Raw genomic sequence first — 16,629 nt, 5'->3', positions numbered from 1 at the left:
GGGTGCCGCTGCGGGTCACTGCACCCTTGGCAGCACGAACGGCATCTCCTGGCCCGGTTGCACGGTGACGTTCTCCCCGACGTGCCGGGTGATCTGCCCGCCGGAGTAGGTCTTGCCCAGCACGGGGAAGGAGACCGGGTCGTGGCCGGCCCGCAGCGTGGCCAGCGGGGCGTGGGTCTGCTCCAGCCAGTTGATCAGCTTCAGTCCGAGGCCGTGGGCGATCGCCTTCTGCTCGCCCGCCAGGTCGTGCGTCTCGCCGAGGTCGGTCGCCAGGTCGTACAGGGACGCCGAGTGGGTCTCGTAGTCGAAGATCAGCTTCCAGCGGCCCGAGCGGATCACCGACTGCGGGCGCTGGTCGCGGCCGTTCTCGTTGAGGTAGCCGGGCAGGTGCCAGTAGAGGGCGTCGCGGTCGATCGTCGCGGCGGGGTCGGCGAACACCCGGCTGAGGTCCTTGCCGTCGAGGGGCTGCCCGGCGGGGAGGGCGGCACCGGCCAGCGCGGCGAAGGTGGGGTAGTAGTCGATGGTGTCCACCGGGGTCGAGTCGACCCGGCCGCCCCGCACCAGCGCGGGGTTGGCCGACCAGGCGATGAGCGGGACCCGCAGGCCGCCCTCGTGCAGCTCGCCCTTCTGCCCGCGCAGCGGGCCGTTGTCGGTGTAGGTGCCCAGGCCGCCGTTGTCGGAGGCGAAGACGACGACGGTGTTGTCGGCCAGCACGTGGCCGGGGTTGCGCGGGTCCGGGGTGGTCTCCAGGTGGTCGACCACCCGGGCGACGCCCTGGTCGAGCCCCTCGGTCAGGGCCGCGTAGGCCGCGTTCGAGATGCCGGTCCCCGGGCTCTTGTGCTGGTACTTGGCCAGCAGGTCGGAGCGGGCCTGCCCCGCGCTGACCGGGTTGTGCACCGCGTAGGAGCCCATGAACGCGAAGAAGGGCGCGTCCTTGTGCCGGTCGACGAAGTCGATGGTGGCGTCCGTCACGGCGTCGGTGACGTGCTTGTCGGTGCCGACCAGGGCGTTGACGGCCGCCGGGTCCTCGCCGTGGGCGTACGGCTTGATGTTCGCGTCCACGTACTGCTGGGTGTAGGGGGCTCCGAAGGCGTCCAGCCCCGGTCCGATCTGCGACGAGAACACCCCGTTCTGCGCGTGGTAGGCCCCGGGCTGGCCGGCCGAGGAGCCGCCGATGTTCTCGTTGAAGCCGTGCACCGAGGTGATGTCGGAGTCGTGCTCGGCGACGTGGAACTTCCCCACGTACCCGGTCGTGTAGCCGGCGCCCTGCAGCGTCTCGCCGACGGTGGTCACCCGGGCGGGCAGGTCGGGCGCGCCGTCGGGAAGGCCCTGGGCCGGGCCGACCAGCAGGGTCTTGCTGCCGCCCCGGTTGAGGTCGTCGACCTGGTAGATGTTGTTGTCCGGCCGGGTCGGGTAGAGGCCGGTGAGCAGTTCGGCCCGGCTCGGCGCGCAGTTCTGCGAGGCGTACGCGTTGTCGAAGGCCACGCCCTGCTGGGCGAGCCGGGCCACGGCCGGGGTCTCGATGTAGTCGCTCGGGTGGCCGGCGGTGGTCAGCGGGGTGCTGACGTCCGTCCAGCCGAGGTCGTCGGCCAGGATCAGCACGATGTTCGGCTTCGCCGGTGCGGCGGAGGCGGCGGGCCCGGCGGACTGGGCGGTGGCCGGGGCCGCGAGGACGGAGAGGGTGAGCGCGGCCGGGAGCGCGAACGCGCCGAGGGCCTTGCGGCGGGTGCCGGTCATGGGGTCACGGGGTCCTTCCGGAGGATGGGGTGGTGCCCGCGTCATTGCGGGGGGCCGGGGGGCCGGGGGCCGGGGGCGTCAGCGCGGGGCGTCCGCGTCGTTGGCGCAGCGGAAGCCGATGTTGGCGGCGGCGGATTCGGGGGTGTTGCCGGAGCGGGCCGCGACCCGGTAGCGGTAGCAGTACGAGTCGTGGCACAGGTACGAGCCGCCCCGCATCACCCGGGCCCCGCCGGGGCCGCCCAGCGGTCCGCGCGGGTCGTGCACGGGCCGCTCGCCCGCGCGGGCGGCGTAGGTGTCGGCGGCGAAGGCGTCGGCGCACCACTCCCAGACGTTGCCCACCGCGTTCCACAGCCCGTAGCCGTTGGGCCGGTACGACCTGGCGGGGGCGGTGGCCAGGTAGCCGTCCTCGGCGGTGTTGCGGGACGGGAAGTCGCCCTGCCAGATGTTGCACAGCCAGCGCCCGCGCGGGGTGAGCTCGTCGCCCCAGGGGAACCGGCCGCCGGCCCGGCCGCCGCGGGCGGCGAACTCCCACTCGGCCTCGGTCGGCAGCCGCTTGCCCGCCCAGGCGCAGTACGCCTGGGCGTCGTGCCAACTCACCTGCACCACCGGGTGGTTCGACAGTTCGCCGATGGAGGACAGCGGCCCGTAGGGGTGGCGCCAGCAGGCGCCCTTGACGACCAGCCACCACGGCGTGCCGGTGGCCCGGCCCAGCACGTCCGCCGGGCGGGCCTGGACGGTGAGGTGGAAGACGGCCGACATGCCCAGCCGCTCCGCCTCGGTCACGTGGCCGGTGGCCTTGACGAACGCGGCGAACGCGGCGTTGGTGACCGTGGTGGCGTCGAGGTGGAAGGGGTCCAGGTGCACGTCGTGCACGGGCCCCTCGCCGTCCTGCGGGTAGCCCTCGCCGAAGGCGTCGCCCATCGCGAACGTGCCTCCCGGCAGCAGGAGTTGGCCTCGGGTGCGACGCGCCTGCGGAGCCGGGCGGAACGGGCGGGCCGGGGGTGGCGCGAGGGTCGGCAGCGGCAGCGGCCCCCCGTCGCACGACGCGGCCCCGGCGGACGGGGAGCAGCAGTGCACGTCAGCTCCCGGCGACCGCGGCGGCGAGCAACTGCCGGGCCTGGCCGACCAGGTCCGGGTGGGCGGCGGCGACGTCGCTCCGCTCGCCGAGGTCGGCGAACACGTCGTAGAGCTCGACGGGCTTGCCCGCCGGACGCACCCCCTTCCACCGGCCGAAGCGCACCGCCTCCGCCCCGTCCTCGGCCCGCCAGTACAGCGGCGGCCGCGCGGGCTGCCCGAGGCCGGTCAGCGCGCGCCGGAACGACACCCCGTCCAGGCCGGACGGCGTGGCGCCGCCGCCGAACTCGGCCAGCGTGGGCAGGAAGTCCCACACGGCCACCCGGTCGCGCAGCACCGTGCCGGGCTCCGGGGTGCTCGCGGTCCGCAGCGACGCCGGGAGCCGGACGATCAGCGGGACGCGGATCCCGCCCTCGTACACCGAGAACTTGATGCCGCGCAGCGGGCCGTTGCTGTCGAAGAACTCCGGGTCGTGCGGCAGCGTGCTGCCCACGTGCTCGAAGTGGGCCCCGGCGGCGTGCGGCCCGTTGTCGCTGACGAACACGACCAGGGTGTCGTCGGCGAGGCCGCGCTGCGCCAGCCGGTCCAGCACCGTGCCGATTTGGGTGTCGGTGTAGGTGATCTGGGCGGCGTGGTTGCGCTCGCCCTGCGGCCACGGCTCGGCGGAGTACGGCGCGTCGTCGGGGATCTCGTTGGGGGCGTGCGGGGTGTTGTAGTTCAGGCTGAGGAAGAACGGGCCGTCCTGGTGGCGGTCGATGAAGTCCAGCGCCTCCTGGGTGAAGAGGTCGACGGCGTACGTGACGTCGGCGCCCTGGTTCTCGGGGTACTCGACCCGCTGGCCGTTGCGCCACAGGTAGGTCGGCCAGTAGTCCTGGGCGTGCACCTGGTTGATGTAGCCGAAGAAGTAGTCGAAGCCCTGCCGGTTGGGGTGGCTGGGGTTGTCCCCGTTGTCGGGCCCGAGGCCCCACTTGCCGACCAGGCCGGTGGCGTAGCCGGCCGCGTGCAGCACCTCGCCCACGGTCACGTCCTCGGCGGCGAGCCCCCCGGCGGCGTCCGCGTTGGACTTCACCCGCGAGTGGCCGGTGTGCCGGCCGGTCAGCAGCGAGGCCCGGGTCGGCGCGCAGGAGGGGTTGGCGTACGCCTGGGTGAACCGCACCCCCTCGGCGGCGAGGCGGTCGACCACCGGTGTCTTGATCAACCGCTGTCCGTAGCAGCCGAGTTCGTTCCACCCGAGGTCGTCGAGCACGATCAGCAGGATGTTCGGCCGCCGGGCGGCCCCGGGCGCCGCGGTGGCGGCCGGGGCGGCGGTGGCACCGGGGGCGGTGGCCAGGCCGGCCAGCGCGGTCGCGATGGCGCCGGCGAGGACGGCGCGGCGGGAGGGGCCGGTGGTCGACCGGCCGGTCGTGTTCCGTGAGGGCATGGGAGGACGACATCACGTATGCGATATCCGAATCAACGGATTCCGGCAGATGGCAACGTAGCAGACATGTTGCGCAACAGTGAACGGCGCGAGACCCCGGCCCCGGGCCTCCGGCGGGGTGCGGCCCGGGTGCCAGCCGGGTGCCAGCCGCGTGCCAGGGGTGCCCCCGAGGGTGGAGGACGTCAGACGACGAGTCCTGGAGGTCGTGGTGGTGGAAGCGGTTCGTTCGGCCCGCCGGTGGTGGGCACTGGGGGCCCTGGTGGTGAGCGTGCTGGTGGTCGGCCTGGACGGGACGGTCATCAACGTCGCCCTGCCCACGCTGGCCGGTGAACTCGGCGCGGACAACCAGCAGTTGCTGTGGATCGGCGGCGGCTACCTGCTGACCTTCAGCGTCGCCATGCTCCCGGTCGGCCGGCTCGGCGACCGGCTCGGGCACCGGCGGGTGCTCACCGCGGGCACCGCCCTGTTCGGCGCGGCCTCGCTCGCCGGAGCCTTCACCGGCTCCGCGGGCGGGGTGATCGCGGTGCGCACCGCGATGGGCCTCGGCGCGGCGATGATCATGCCGGTCTCGATGGCCCTGCTGTCGCGGGTCTTCCCGCCCGAGGAGGTCCCCCGGGCCATCGCGGTCTGGACGGCCGCCGCCTCCCTGGGCATGCCCGCCGGGCCGGTGATCGGCGGCTGGCTGCTCAACCACTTCTGGTGGGGCTCGGTCTTCCTGTTCAACGTCCCCGTGGTGGCGGTGGCCCTGCTCGCGAGCACCCTGCTGCTCCCGGCCGACGGCCCCCGCGACCGCGTCCGCACCCGTCCCGCGCCGTTCGACTGGTCGGGCACCGCGCTGGGCACGGTCGGGATCACCGCGCTGGTGTACGGCACGATCCTGGTCCCGGCCGACGGCTGGACCTCCCCGGCCGTCCTCGGCCCGCTGACCGCGGGCGCGCTGCTGCTGGCGCTCTTCGTCCGGCGGCAGCGCCGGGCCGCCGAACCGCTGGTCGACCTGGCCCTGTTCGCCGACCGCCGGTTCTCCTGGGGCACCCTGACGGCCGTCTTCGGCAACTTCACCGTGATGGGCATCCTGTTCGTGGTGCCGCAGTACCTGGAAGCCGTCCAGGGCTACGACGCCTTCGGCACCGGCCTGCGGATCCTGCCGCTGATCGGCGGGCTGATGATCTCCGCCGCGCTCAGCGAAGGACTGGTCCCCCGGATCGGCGCCCGCGCGGTGGTCCCCGCCGGACTGGTGCTGCTGGCCGTCGGCGTCCTCCTCGGCGCCCGGGCCACGCCGGACAGCGGGTACGGGTTCACCGCGCTGTGGCTGACCGTGGTCGGCGTCGGCTTCGGCCTGGCGATCGTGCCGTCCACCAGCATCGTGATGGCCGCCCTCCCCGAGGAGCGCACCGGCGTCGGCACCAGCGTCCTGGAGACCCTCCAGCAGGTCGGCGGCGTCCTCGGCGTCGCGGCCCTCGGCAGCCTGCTCGGCGCGGGCTACCTGTCCCGGATCGACGTCACCGCCCTCCCCGCACCCGCCGCGGCCACCGCCCGTGACTCGGTCGCCGGCGCCGCCGCCGTCGCCGCCGAACGGCACGACACCGCGCTGCTCTCCTCCGCGCACGAGGCCTTCGTCCACGGCATGGGCTCCGTGCTCACCGTCTCCGGCACGGTCGCCCTGCTGGCCGCGAGCCTGGCGGCGGCGTTCCTGCCGGGACGCGCGATCAGGAGCTAGGAGGCGCGTATCCAGGGGCCCGGGGAACGGCGGGTCCGTGCTGCTGCGTGTCTCGAACAGAACCCGAAGCCGATGCGCGCTCCGGCAGCCCGGGCCTCCGCCGTTCCCCGAGCCCCTGGAACCCGTGCTCAGGGCCAGCGCAGCACCGTTTCGAGGCGGCCGCGTTCGTGGGCGGCGGCGAAGGCGGCCGGGCCGAGGGCCGTGGTGGCGGTGGTGGTGGCCCGGGCGGCGTCGGGGGCGTGGGCGGGGAGGTAGCCGCGCAGGGTGCGGGCGGTGCCGAGCAGTTCGGCGGCGCGGACGGGTGCGCCGGTGGCGGCGGCGTACGCGGCCAGGCCCTCCGCGATCGCGGCCCGGGTGCGCCGGTGCGGGTCCGCGCCGAGGGCGGCCAGCGCCCGGGCGTGCCAGCGGGCGGCGGCGTCCAGGTCGTGCTGCTGTTCGGCGAGGCAGCCGAGCCGGCCGTGCACCAGGGCCGCCGCCCGGCGCAGTTCGGCGCGCCCGGACCGGGGTTCGAGCAGTTCCAGGGCGCGCAGCAGCGGGCGGCGGGCGGCGTCGAGGTCGCCGGTGCGGCGGTGCAGGTCGCTGAGGGCGAGCAGCCCGGTGGCGGCGTCGGCGTGCTCGCCGAGCTTCTCCGCGGTGCGGACCGCCAGCTCGACGTCCTGCCGACCGCGGTCCGGGTCACCGGCCTCGGCCCGGGCCCGGCCCAACTGGACGAGCACCAGCGCGCAGTGGTCCGACCCGGTGTCCGCACCGGCGCGGTACGCCTCCTCGCCGAGCCGGACCGCCGCCGGGCCGTCGCCGCGGATCAGGGCGAGTTCGAGCAGCCCGCCGGTGGCCGCGTTGCGCCCCCACCGGTCGCCGATCCGTTCGAACTGCCGCTGGCCGTAATCGAGTTGCTCGGCAGCCAGGCCCAACTGCCCGTCGTCCAGGGCGAGGTGGCCCAGGCCCAGGTGGGCGGTGGCCCTGGTCCACGGGTCGGGGTGGTCGAGCAGGCCGCGCAGGCCGTCCAGGCCGGCCGGGCGGTCGTCCAGCAGCAGCGCGCAGCCGGCCGCGACCAGGGGCAGCACCGGGTGGGCCGGGCGGGCCGGCAGGTGGGACAGCACGGTGGCCACGGCCCGCCGGACGTTCGCCGGGTCGGGGCCGTCCTCGCCGCCCAGCGCGGGCACCAGGACGGCGATGGTCGTGCACAGCGCGTAGGCGTCGGCGAGGCCGGGCGGGGCCTGCCCGCCGACCAGTTCGCGGACGGCGCTCGCCCATCCGGCGGCCTCGCCGACGTGGTCGCCGATGGTCCAGAACCAGACCAGCGCACCCGCCAGCCGCAGCGCGCCCGCCGCGTCGCCGCTCGCGACCAGGTGGCCGAGCGCGGCGTGCAGGTCGTCGCGTTCCGCGTTCAGCCGCGCCGTCCAGCGCCCCTGCCCGGGGCCGCGCAGCTCGGGCTCGGCCCGCTCGGCCAGCGCCAGGAAGCACGCGGCGTGCGCGTCCCCGGTGCGGGCCGCCGCGCCGGAGGCCGCCGCCTTCTCGGCGGCGTACGCCCGGACGGTCTCCAGCAGGTGGTAGCGGACCTCGCCGCCCGGGCCGTCGCCGACCGCCCGCACCAGGGACTTGTCGACCAGCGCGGCGACCACCTCGATCACGTCCGCCCCCGGGGCCTGCGGGCCGCAGACCAGCTCGGCGTGCTCGGGCGTCGCCCCGCCCGCGAACACCGACAGCGCGGCCAGCACCGCGCGCTCGTCGGCGTCCAGCAGCTCCCAGCTCCAGTCGATCACCGCTCGCAGCGTCCGGTGCCGGGGCAGCGCGGCCCGGTCGCCGCCGGTCAGCAGCCGGAAGCGGTCGCCGAGCCGCTCCGCGACCTGCCGCAGCGTCAGGGAACGGGTGCGGGCCGCCGCCAGCTCGATCGCCAGCGGGATGCCGTCCAGCGCCCGGCAGATGCCCACCACCAGCGGCGCGTTCCCCGGGTCGATCCGGAAGCCCGGGCGGACCGCGGCGGCCCGGTCCGCGAACAGCCGCACCGCCGGGTACCCGGCGGCCTCCTCGGCGTCGTCGGCCTCCGGCAGCGGCAGCGAGGGCACCGGGCAGAGCGACTCGCCGGTGACGCCCAGCGGCTCCCGGCTGGTGGCCAGCACCCGGACGTGCGGGGCCCGCGAGAGCAGGCCGGCCGCCAACGCGGCCGCCGCGTCCAGCAGGTGCTCGCAGTTGTCCAGCACCAGCAGCAGCCGACGCTGCTCCAGCGCCTGTGCGAGCCGCTCGACCGGGGAGGGGAGCGGGACGAGCGGCTCGCCCACCCGCAGCGCGTCCGGGACGCCGACCGCCTGCAACACCGCCTGCGGCACCTCGGCGGGCGAGGCGACCGGCGCCAGCGCACCAGCCACACGCCGTCCGGGAAGTCCGCCGCCAGCCCCGCCGCCACCTCCGCCGCCAGCCGGGTCTTGCCCGCCCCGCCCGGCCCGGTGAGCGTCACCAGCCGCGTGGCGCCCAGCAGTTCGCGGACCGTCGCGCACTCGCGCTCGCGGCCGACGAAACTGGTCAGCGCCAGCGGCAGGTTGGAACGGCGCGGCGCGGGCCCCGACCGGGGCTCCGCGGTGAACTCGCCGCGCAGCAGCGCGAGATGGAGCGCGGACAGCTCGGGGGAGGGGTCCACGCCGAGCCGTTCGGCCAGGGTGCGGCGGGTCTCCTCGTACCGCTCCAGCGCGGCCGCCGGTCGGCCCGCCGCCGCCAGGGCCCGCATCAACTGGCCGTGCAGGCGCTCGCGCAGCGGGTGCGCGGCCACCAGCTCCTCCAACTCGCCCACCAGCTCGGCCCCCTGACCGAGCACCAGCTCGGCCGCCACCCGTTCCTCGACGGCCGTCAGGCGCAGCTCCTCCCAGCGCCGGGCCGCCAGGTCCGCGAACCCGGCGTCGGCGAACTCCGCGAGCGCCGGGCCGCGCCACAGCGCCAGCGCCCGCCGCAGCACCACCACCCGCTCGGCCGGGGCGGCCAGGCCGCGGGCCACCGCCGCCAGCCGCTCGAACTCCCCCGCGTCCACCTCACCCGCCCCCGCGCCCAGCCGGTAGCCGCCCGCCCCCGCCACCACCACGTCCCGCCCGCCGAGCGCCCGCAGCCGCGACACCAGCGTCTGCAACGCGTTCCCCGGCACGGCGGGCGGCTGCTCGCCCCACAGGTCCGCCACCAGCCGCTCGGCGGGCACCACCCGGCCCGCGTCCACCACCAGCCGCACCAGCAGCCCCCGCAGCCGCGCCCCCGCGACCTCCACGCCCCGGACCTCCAACGGCCCCAGCACACCGATCCGCACGCGGCCACCCCCTCACCGGCCAGTCTGCCACCCCCGGCGGCCGGCGCGCCTCGGACGACGGACCGTCACCGGCCGGGGCCCGCCGGGGTGTCGAGCCGGTCGGTGCGGACGGCGGTCACGAAGGCGGACCAGGTGGCGGCGGGGAAGAGCAGGACGGGGCCGTGCGGGTCCTTGGAGTCGCGGACGGGGACGGTGCCGGGGAAGTCGCCTGAGACCTCGACGCAGTTTCCACCGTTAGCGCTGTAGGAGCTTTTGCGCCAAACGACACTATGCAGCTCGTCCATGTTCAAAGCCTCTCCGTACCCCTCGAATGAACTCGATACTCGCGGCCTGGGACAGCGCCTCACCCTGGAGGTAATCGTACTCAACCAGCCACTCCTCCAACGTTTCCAGGTCACGTTCGAGGTAGCCGCGTTTCTGGGTTTCGCCGTAGCCGATGACCGACCTGTTCGGCATGGTCAGCAACACGACAGGGAGAGCGAATGACCTGGCTTCGGGGAGCGAGAACGGCGTCACCTGAATTCTGAAACGAGGGCGGGCAGCCACGGCCTCCAAGTGGCGGAGCTGGGTCACCATGACATCCAGGCCGCCAACCGGTCGCCGCAACGCCGCTTCGTCGATTACTGCGTGGTAGAACGGCGCCGGTGTCCGTTCCAGAGCCCGCTGCCGCTGGAACAGTGCTTCGCTCCGTTCGTCGGCCTGTTCCTGAGTCGCAACGCCTCGTAGTACAGGACCTGCCTGGTAGGCGCGCTCGTAGTCGTGAGTCCGGAGCAGACTCGGGATGATGCTGACCTCGAACACCCGAATTGCCGTCGCCTTCGCCTCGTTCCGCACCAGCTCGGGGAAGCCCTCGAACAAGGCGTGCTGACTCGCGGTGCTCCGCCCTCTGACGAACTGCTCGCCTGAACCAAACGCCCTGTCAAGCGCCGTTGCAACCTGTTGACTTGGTTTCCTCCGGCCGTGCTCGACCGCCGAGATGTACGACGACGTACAGCCGACCAGCGACGCCAGGTGCTCCTGCGTCCACTCCCGCTGCTCCCTTGACGTGCGGAGCAGTGCGCCGATCCCGTCTGCCGGGGACGCCTCGGGGTCAAGTTCCCTCTTGTTCACGGTGATTCGACCTACCAAACAAACCGCTGGAGACAAGTTGAACAGTCTCGAAGCCTAGGGGACAGTGGGCGCTCCCGGTAGCCATCGCGTCACGGAACGGAACCGCCGCGTCGCGTGCCGGTCGCCCACCGCCCATCGTGGTCGGGGCGGCTGGGGGCGGTGGCTGCGAAGGAGGTCGGTCACTCCGACGGGCGAGCGTGCGGAGCGGGCGGGCCGCGCGACGGCGCGTCGCGGGGCGCGAGGGAGAGGAGTGGTGCCATGTCGGATCACCAATGCGCAAGTAGGGCGGCCAGGTTGACGATCCGGGTCTACCGGGTGCGGCCCGACGGGAGCCGGACGGAGATCTCCTCCTGCGTCTCCGACCGGCAAGGGGATCTGCCGCTGGTCTCGGCGTTGACCTGGCCGGCCTGTGCCTGTCCGCGCTGTGCGGCGGCCGTTGTCGAAGTGGCCTGACCTCACCGAACACGACGAAGGGAAGCACGTGCTGTACACCGGACAACCGTTGGTGGCCGTCGACGTCCTGCAACGGTTCCTGCGCGGCGGGTTCGCCGACTGCGAGCAGGCTTCGGACTCGCTGGAGCGCGCCTTCCTGGCGGCCCGGTTGGACCCGCCGCCGGGGCTCTCGCCGGTCTACCGCGACGACGTCCCGCCGGAGAGCGCCGGTCTCGCGCTGGGGTGCGCGGGGCTGCCGTGGGCGCAGCGCCTGGCCGAGGCTTTGGTCGAACTCGCGGTGCTGCGCGGGGAGTTCACCGCCGCCGTCCGCGTCGCGTCGCCGTCCGAGCTGGGCCCCGAGGCCCGCTCCGCGCTGGGGGCCGCCTCGTGAGCGACGAGGTGCTGCGGCAACGCGCCTGGCGGATCGCCGAACAGCTCGCCAAGGCGGGTGGCGGCGGGGAGGCCGAGCTGACCGTGATCCCGAACGGCTACCGGATCGAACTCGACATCCTCCGCCCGCACGGCACCGACGACCACGCGGCCGTCCTGACCGCCCTCGCCCTCGGCGACCGCTGGGGGCACCGCTACTCCCCGCCCTCCCGCAACAACGGCACCGCCCGCGAGACCGTCTGGAGCGAGGTGCACCACAAACCGGGTGACCAGAAGGAAAGTTGAGGCCCGAGGCCGGAGCCGGGTGCACCATCGGCGCGCTTCGTCGGCCGAGGCGTCCGGACGGTGAAGTCCTCGCCCCCGACGGGCGGAGGCTGCTCGGCGCGGTACTAGTCTGTGCCGCATGGACCTGCCGGAGCGTCTCGCCACCCTGCGCGCCTTCGCCGCCGACGGTTCGGCCTTCCCCTCCGCCCAACTCGCCGTGCTCGCCGTCGAACTGGACCTCCCGCTCGCCGACCTGTACGCGGCGGCCGGTCGCGAGGTGCCGGTCGAGCTGCTGCCGCCGGAGCGCGACGACCGCACACTGGGCGACTTCGCCAGATGGGTGACCTACTGCGACCACGGGCAGTTGGCCGCGATCGAGGCGCACGTCCGCGCGCTGCCGCCGGTGCCGGACGTGCCGCGCCAGGCCGTCCCGCTGCCGTTCTCCCCCTGGTTCGGTGAAGCCGAACTGGCGCCCGCCGAGCACGGGTTCGCCGCCACCCTGCTCGGGATGATCCGCAATCGAGGCTTCTCCCTCTACTCCATCCCCTTCATGGGGCTCTCCCGCAGCACCATCCTCGACATGGTCCGGACCTGGGATTCGGACGGGCGCCGCCAATACCAACTGCTCGGCCTGACCGGCCCGTTGGGCTGGCCGCTGCCCGAACTGTTCGCCCTCGCCGGGCAGCCCTGGTCCCCGGAGTTCCGCCCGCACTCGCCCTGCCGCCACACCGGCCGGGTGTACACGGCCGCCACCCACCTGACCACCGGACAACTCGCCGCCGCGACCGGGGAGTTGACCCGGATCAACAGGGACCTGCCGCGCGGCGTCTGGCAGCCCAACCCCGAGGACCGCACCACCGAATGCCCGGACTTCAGCTGACCGGCTCCGCGCCGTACCAGCTCCCCGCCGGGTCGGCCCGCCGTCACTCCCGCTCCGGGGCGGGCCTCCCCTCGCCGGACCGTCCCGCGCCGGGCGCGCCCTCGTCCGGCTTCGATGCGTCCGGCTTCGACGTGTCCGGGTGGGTGAAGGCCAGGACGCCGCCCACCACGCCGATGACGATCAGTGCGACGGCGATGCTGACCCCGCCGGAGTGCTCCCAGTAGACGTCGCTCAGGTTGATCAGGTTGGCGGTCTCGTCGATGATCAGCGCGGTGCCGATGCCGTAGGCCAGGCCCATCCAGGTCCGCCAGCGCGGCGAGCGTTCGACCAGGCCGAGGGCCCCGACCACCATGAGCACGAGGATGCCCCACACGTAGTGGTGGAGGTGGACGCCGCCCGCCGAGACGTTCCCCACCCCGGCGGCGTCGATGTGGATCAGCCAGGTCAGCAGCCGCAGGAAGCCGAAGGTGAGGGTGAAGCCCCACCAGGCCAGCACCAGGCCGCGCCGGGTGGGGGAGACCTCCCGCCAGCGCCGCGGGCGGCGCCGGTCCGGGTTCGGTGACTGCTGCTGCCGTCGCTGCTGCGGGGATGCGTCCATCCGCCGACCCTAGGGCGTCTCCCCCCGGATCGTCCGGTCGCCGACCGGCGCGTGTCGCCGCCCGGCGCCGGTCTGCCCGGGTCCCTCGCGATCTCCGGTGCCGACCTGTGCGGCGACGAAGCCCACGATCACCGCTTCGTCCGCTCCCCCCTGCGGCGCCGTCAGATCCCGGCCCGCAGCTGCGACGCGGTGTCGGCGGCGGCGGGTTGTGCTGCCGCGGGGTGGCGGGTGAGCCAGCCGGTGGTGCGCAGGTGGGTGAGGGCCCAGTAGTGGGCGGGGTAGATGACCAGCAGCATCAGGGCGGTGAGGACGGGCAGCAGCAGCGGTGTCAGGAGCCGCTGGTGGGGGCGCAGTCCGGGGCGCAGCAGGGCGTAGACGAGGAGTTCGGCGGCGGCGCAGACGCCGAACGCGGCGAGCACGGTGCCCGGGTCGGAGCCGTGCACGGCGCGGACGGTGGCGGCGGCGAGGGTGGCGCAGACCAGGGGCAGCAGGGTGAGGCGGCACAGCTGGATGACCCGCATGGCGGCGGCGGGGGCGGGCAGGTGGACGAGCTCCCAGTACATCGAGCGCCAGGAGGAGGCGCCCCAGCGGCGGCGCTGGCGGAAGGTGCCGCGGACGGTGGCGGGCATGGCGGTGTCGACGTACGCGTCGGGGACGCTGACGGTGCGGCCGCGCAGCAGGGCGTACTCGCACAGGCGGCGGTCGTCGCCGACGGTGCCGGAGGTGAGGTAGTCCTCCAGGTTGTCGGTGATCACCGCCGTCCGGTAGAGGGACATGGCGCCGGAGGTGGGGTTGACGATGCCCAGACGGGAGGGCAGGGCGCGGACGACGAGGGAGGTGAGGAAGAGGTTGACGTCGACGGCCCGGGTGAGCAGGTTCTCGTCCCGGTTGGCGGCCAGGATGGTGCCGGTGGCGGCCTGGACGCGGGGGTCGCGCATCGCGTCGAGCAGGCGGGCGAGCGCGCCGGGGGCGAGGACGGAGTCGGAGTCGACGGTGAGCACGAAGTCGTGGCCGGCGGCCAGGTCGGTGGTGCGCAGCGCAGCGGCCTGGGCGTGGCGCTTGCCGCGGTTGGGGGTGCGCAGCCAGGTCACGTCGGGGTGGTCGAAGCCGGTGAGGGGGACGGTGGAGCCGTCGTCGACCACCACGACGCGGACGGTGCCGGGGTGCTCCTGCGCCAGGATGGAGCGGACGGCGGCGTGCACGGCGGCGTCCTGCTCCTGGTAGGAGGGGATGACGGCCAGCACGGCCGCGGCGGGCGTCGGTTCGTCGGGGCGGCGGCGTGCCGGGGGCAGTGCCAGCGCCATGCACACGCAGGCCAGGGCGGTCATGGCGAGGGTGTAGAGGTTGAAGAAGCCGGCGTGCCCGAGGTGGGGCAGCCGGTGGTGGGAGAAGCCGGTCCACAGGGCGGTCGCCGCCAGGACGCAGCCGACGGCCGCCGCCCGCAGGCGCGGGCGCTCAGCTGCCATCGTGGCGCGCCGACCGGCCGGACAGGCGCACCAGCAGGCAGCCGGCCACCACCAGGGCGACGACGACGGCAGCGAGCGTCCCCAGCGCCCAGTTCACGCCGAAGAGGGTGATCCCGGCACCGGTGGCCGCGAGTGACTGATTGCCGTACATGCGCATCTCCTCGAACGCTCGGGGGACTGGCGGACCGGCAGCGTCCGGCCCGCAGCGGCACCCACGAAGACCACGCCGCCCGCCAGAACGTAACCGCCAACCGCAGCGGTGCGCCCTCGCAACGCGGCGCGGCTACGCCGTTCGGCCGTGCCCGCGCCCCACTTGCCCGGCAAGGGCTCACCGGCAGCGGCGATCAGCACGGCGCCCTTGCGCGAGCGGCACCGCGGGGCGAGCGCGAGCAGCGGCCCGACGCGGTCGGTGATCCGGCCGGCCGCCGACTCGGACACCCCGAACAGCGGCGCGAACTGCCGCAGCGTCAGGTTCGTGCGCCAGGAGGCGGCGACCAGGAGAGCCCGGTCCCCCAGCGGCGGGCTCCACGGCCGGCCTCCGTTCGGAGCCGTCCTCGGTGGCCGACAGCGGTACGGGACAGCCTTCAGGCGGGGACGCGGTGGGCGTCGAGCCGGTGCTGCCCGGCGGTGGCCGCGGCGCGCCAGTCGGTCCAGCGGCCCCCCGACACGGCCGCCAGCAGGTCGAAGACCTCGCCGACCCGGTCGACGGCGACGGCCAGCGCGCACAGCCGGTCCACCAGGGCCGGGTCCGGGGCGTCGTCGGCGGCCGTCGCGTGCAGCGCCCGGACCAGGGCGACGGTGGCCGCGAGGCGTTCGGGGCCGGACAGTTCCGCGGCGAGCAGCCCGTCGAGGGCCGCCGGGTCCGCGGGGAGCGCGGCGACCTCCAGCAGCGGGCCTAGGGCGGCGGCGTCCGGGGCGGGCATCCGGTCCAGGCACCGCTGCCGCCGTCCGGGGTCGAGGCGGGCGAGGGCGCTCAGGACGGCCCACCGCTCGCCGTCCGGACGACGGGCGTCCGGCGCGGTGGGGACGGGCAGCGGCCCGGGTTCCGCGTCGAGCAACTCCGCGGCCAGCGCCAGGTTGACGGCGCTGCGCCCGTCGTCCGGGGCGGTGCCGGTCTCGAAGGCGGCCAGTTCGGCCCAGCGCCCGGCCAGCACCAGCGCCGCCGCCCGGTGGCCCGACTCCGGCAGGGCCAGGGTCAGTTCGAGCAGGCGCTCGACGGCGGCCGGATCCGGGGCGGGCCGCAGCAGTTCGTCCCGCACCCGCCCCGCGAAGTACGGCGCCAGGCTCCCGTACCGGTGCCCGGCCGGGAACCCGTACGCGCGCGGGTCGCGCAGCCGCAGCCGGGCCTCCCGGAAGTCCGCGGGCCCGAGCCGGTCGCAGGCCCGTTCGGCCGCGGCCCGCTGCACCAGGCGGCACAGCACGGCGATCGTCAGGTCGAGGAAGTCCCCCGGGGCCGGGTCCGCCGGGCCGTCCTCCGGCGCGGGGAACCAGGGCAGACCGGTGAGCGGCAGCCACTTCTGGACGTCGGCGAACGACCCGAGGACGTGGTCCCGGTGGAAGTCGTCGGTCTCGTCGGCCAGGTGGATCAGCTCGCCGTCGTTGCCGAAGCTGTCCAACCACACCGTGCCCGCCCAGGGGCCGTTGAGCACCAGCCGGGCCAGGAGGTGGCCGCGGGTCGCGCCCAGCAGCAGGGTGCCGTCCTCGTGACCGGCGCCCGCCGGGAGGTCGTGGAAGACGTCCTCCGGGGCGTCGAGCCAGCGGTAGAACTCGCCCGGCCCCTCCTCGAAGAAGTCGGTCCCCTCCGTTTCCTCCCAGTCGTCGATCAGGGCCGCCGGACCGGCCCAGGGGCCGTCCAGCGGGAAGGGCGCGGCGGCCCGCACCCCCCGCTGCTCGCTCAGCAGCTGCCCGGCGTACGACATCAGCAGGTGGGCGGGTTCGCCGAACTCCAGCAGGTACCGGCGGTAGTTCTCCGGCAGCCGCAGCCCCAGCCGGGTCTCCGCCGCCACCACCTCGGCCTCCGGCAGCGGGCGGAAGCCGGTCCGCCACACCGCGCCGTCGCCCGGCCGCAGGGCGGCCCACCGGGCGAGCAGTTCGCGTATCCGGGCCAGCCGCCGGTCGATCCGCTCGCCGTCCAGCGGTCGGCGGGACGCGGGCTCAGCAGTCATCACGGGGGTCCTTCACCGTCGGAGGGGGCCGTCACGGAATCCGCGCCGCGCGACGACCTGACGAGAACCCTAGCCAGCCGGACCGGGCCC

General features: G+C 74.9%; 14 protein-coding genes and 2 pseudogenes. 4 read left to right on the top strand and 12 right to left on the bottom strand.

The features are described from left to right. Positions 1 to 15 precede the first annotated feature (15 nt). The 3 genes from HUT16_RS07040 to HUT16_RS07030 form a co-directional block, all read right to left on the bottom strand. Positions 16 to 1,737 (bottom strand): sulfatase, encoded by a 1,722-nt coding sequence (locus tag HUT16_RS07040; protein WP_176186525.1) that lies wholly within the window; start codon positions 1,735 to 1,737, stop codon positions 16 to 18. A 78-nt stretch (positions 1,738 to 1,815) separates the two neighbouring features. Next, a complete protein-coding gene (locus HUT16_RS07035; protein ID WP_217712163.1) occupies positions 1,816 to 2,763 on the bottom strand; it encodes a formylglycine-generating enzyme family protein in 948 nt (315 codons plus the stop codon). 52 nt (positions 2,764 to 2,815) lie between these two features. Beyond that, a complete protein-coding gene (locus HUT16_RS07030) occupies positions 2,816 to 4,231 on the bottom strand; it encodes an arylsulfatase (RefSeq protein ID WP_176186521.1) in 1,416 nt (471 codons plus the stop codon). A gap of 208 nt (positions 4,232 to 4,439) precedes the next feature. Here HUT16_RS07030 and HUT16_RS07025 point away from each other — a divergent pair, with 208 nt between their 5' ends. Beyond that, positions 4,440 to 5,948, top strand: a complete 1,509-nt coding sequence (locus tag HUT16_RS07025; protein ID WP_217712033.1) for an MFS transporter — start codon at positions 4,440 to 4,442, stop codon at positions 5,946 to 5,948. 128 nt (positions 5,949 to 6,076) lie between these two features. Here the strand turns inward: HUT16_RS07025 and HUT16_RS37955 are convergent, their stop codons facing one another. The 4 genes and pseudogenes from HUT16_RS37955 to HUT16_RS07010 all read right to left on the bottom strand — a co-directional run bounded on the left by HUT16_RS37955 (position 6,077) and on the right by HUT16_RS07010 (position 10,344). Continuing rightward, the gene (locus HUT16_RS37955; protein WP_254897675.1) at positions 6,077 to 8,314 is read right to left on the bottom strand and encodes a tetratricopeptide repeat protein; all 2,238 of its coding nucleotides are present in this window, start codon (positions 8,312 to 8,314) and stop codon (positions 6,077 to 6,079) included. Positions 8,315 to 8,598: 284 nt separating this feature from the next. Next, a pseudogene (locus HUT16_RS39685) lies at positions 8,599 to 8,934 on the bottom strand (BTAD domain-containing putative transcriptional regulator); the annotation flags it as partial. Positions 8,935 to 9,299: 365 nt separating this feature from the next. Then, complete coding sequence (locus HUT16_RS07015; RefSeq protein WP_176186517.1) at positions 9,300 to 9,518, bottom strand: DUF397 domain-containing protein; 219 nt, start codon at positions 9,516 to 9,518, stop codon at positions 9,300 to 9,302. Next, positions 9,502 to 10,344 carry a helix-turn-helix transcriptional regulator gene (locus tag HUT16_RS07010; protein WP_176186515.1) on the bottom strand — a complete coding sequence of 281 codons (843 nt, stop codon included), beginning with the start codon at positions 10,342 to 10,344 and terminating at the stop codon, positions 9,502 to 9,504. The genes HUT16_RS07015 and HUT16_RS07010 overlap by 17 nt, the downstream gene beginning before the upstream one ends. A gap of 481 nt (positions 10,345 to 10,825) precedes the next feature. Here HUT16_RS07010 and HUT16_RS07005 point away from each other — a divergent pair, with 481 nt between their 5' ends. The 3 genes from HUT16_RS07005 to HUT16_RS06995 all read left to right on the top strand — a co-directional run bounded on the left by HUT16_RS07005 (position 10,826) and on the right by HUT16_RS06995 (position 12,310). Then, on the top strand, positions 10,826 to 11,167 hold the full coding sequence (locus HUT16_RS07005; RefSeq protein ID WP_176186513.1) for a hypothetical protein: 342 nt from the start codon (positions 10,826 to 10,828) through the stop codon (positions 11,165 to 11,167). Beyond that, a complete protein-coding gene (locus HUT16_RS07000) occupies positions 11,164 to 11,451 on the top strand; it encodes a hypothetical protein (RefSeq protein WP_176186511.1) in 288 nt (95 codons plus the stop codon). The genes HUT16_RS07005 and HUT16_RS07000 overlap by 4 nt, the downstream gene beginning before the upstream one ends. 118 nt (positions 11,452 to 11,569) lie before the next feature. Further along, positions 11,570 to 12,310: a hypothetical protein gene (locus HUT16_RS06995; RefSeq protein ID WP_176186509.1), complete on the top strand. Its 741-nt coding sequence runs from the start codon at positions 11,570 to 11,572 to the stop codon at positions 12,308 to 12,310. Positions 12,311 to 12,353: 43 nt separating this feature from the next. On the opposite strand, the gene HUT16_RS06990 is transcribed toward HUT16_RS06995, so the two are convergent. From HUT16_RS06990 to HUT16_RS06970, 5 genes and pseudogenes are all read right to left on the bottom strand, one after another. After that, positions 12,354 to 12,908 (bottom strand): hypothetical protein, encoded by a 555-nt coding sequence (locus HUT16_RS06990; RefSeq protein ID WP_254897674.1) that lies wholly within the window; start codon positions 12,906 to 12,908, stop codon positions 12,354 to 12,356. Between the two features lie 161 nt (positions 12,909 to 13,069). Beyond that, positions 13,070 to 14,374, bottom strand: coding sequence for a glycosyltransferase family 2 protein (locus tag HUT16_RS06985; protein ID WP_176186507.1), 1,305 nt, complete (start codon positions 14,372 to 14,374; stop codon positions 13,070 to 13,072). Next, entirely contained in the window at positions 14,364 to 14,525 is a 162-nt protein-coding gene (locus HUT16_RS06980; RefSeq protein WP_176186505.1) for a hypothetical protein, read from the bottom strand. The genes HUT16_RS06985 and HUT16_RS06980 overlap by 11 nt, the downstream gene beginning before the upstream one ends. A gap of 215 nt (positions 14,526 to 14,740) precedes the next feature. After that, positions 14,741 to 14,911: pseudogene (locus tag HUT16_RS06975) on the bottom strand (transposase family protein); the annotation flags it as partial. Between the two features lie 47 nt (positions 14,912 to 14,958). After that, on the bottom strand, positions 14,959 to 16,539 hold the full coding sequence (locus HUT16_RS06970; protein ID WP_176186503.1) for an SMI1/KNR4 family protein: 1,581 nt from the start codon (positions 16,537 to 16,539) through the stop codon (positions 14,959 to 14,961). Positions 16,540 to 16,629: the final 90 nt, after the last annotated feature.

The organism is Kitasatospora sp. NA04385, assembly GCF_013364235.1.
Taxonomy (GTDB): Bacteria; Actinomycetota; Actinomycetes; order Streptomycetales; family Streptomycetaceae; genus Kitasatospora.
This window is presented reverse-complemented; position numbering and strand designations above follow the sequence as displayed.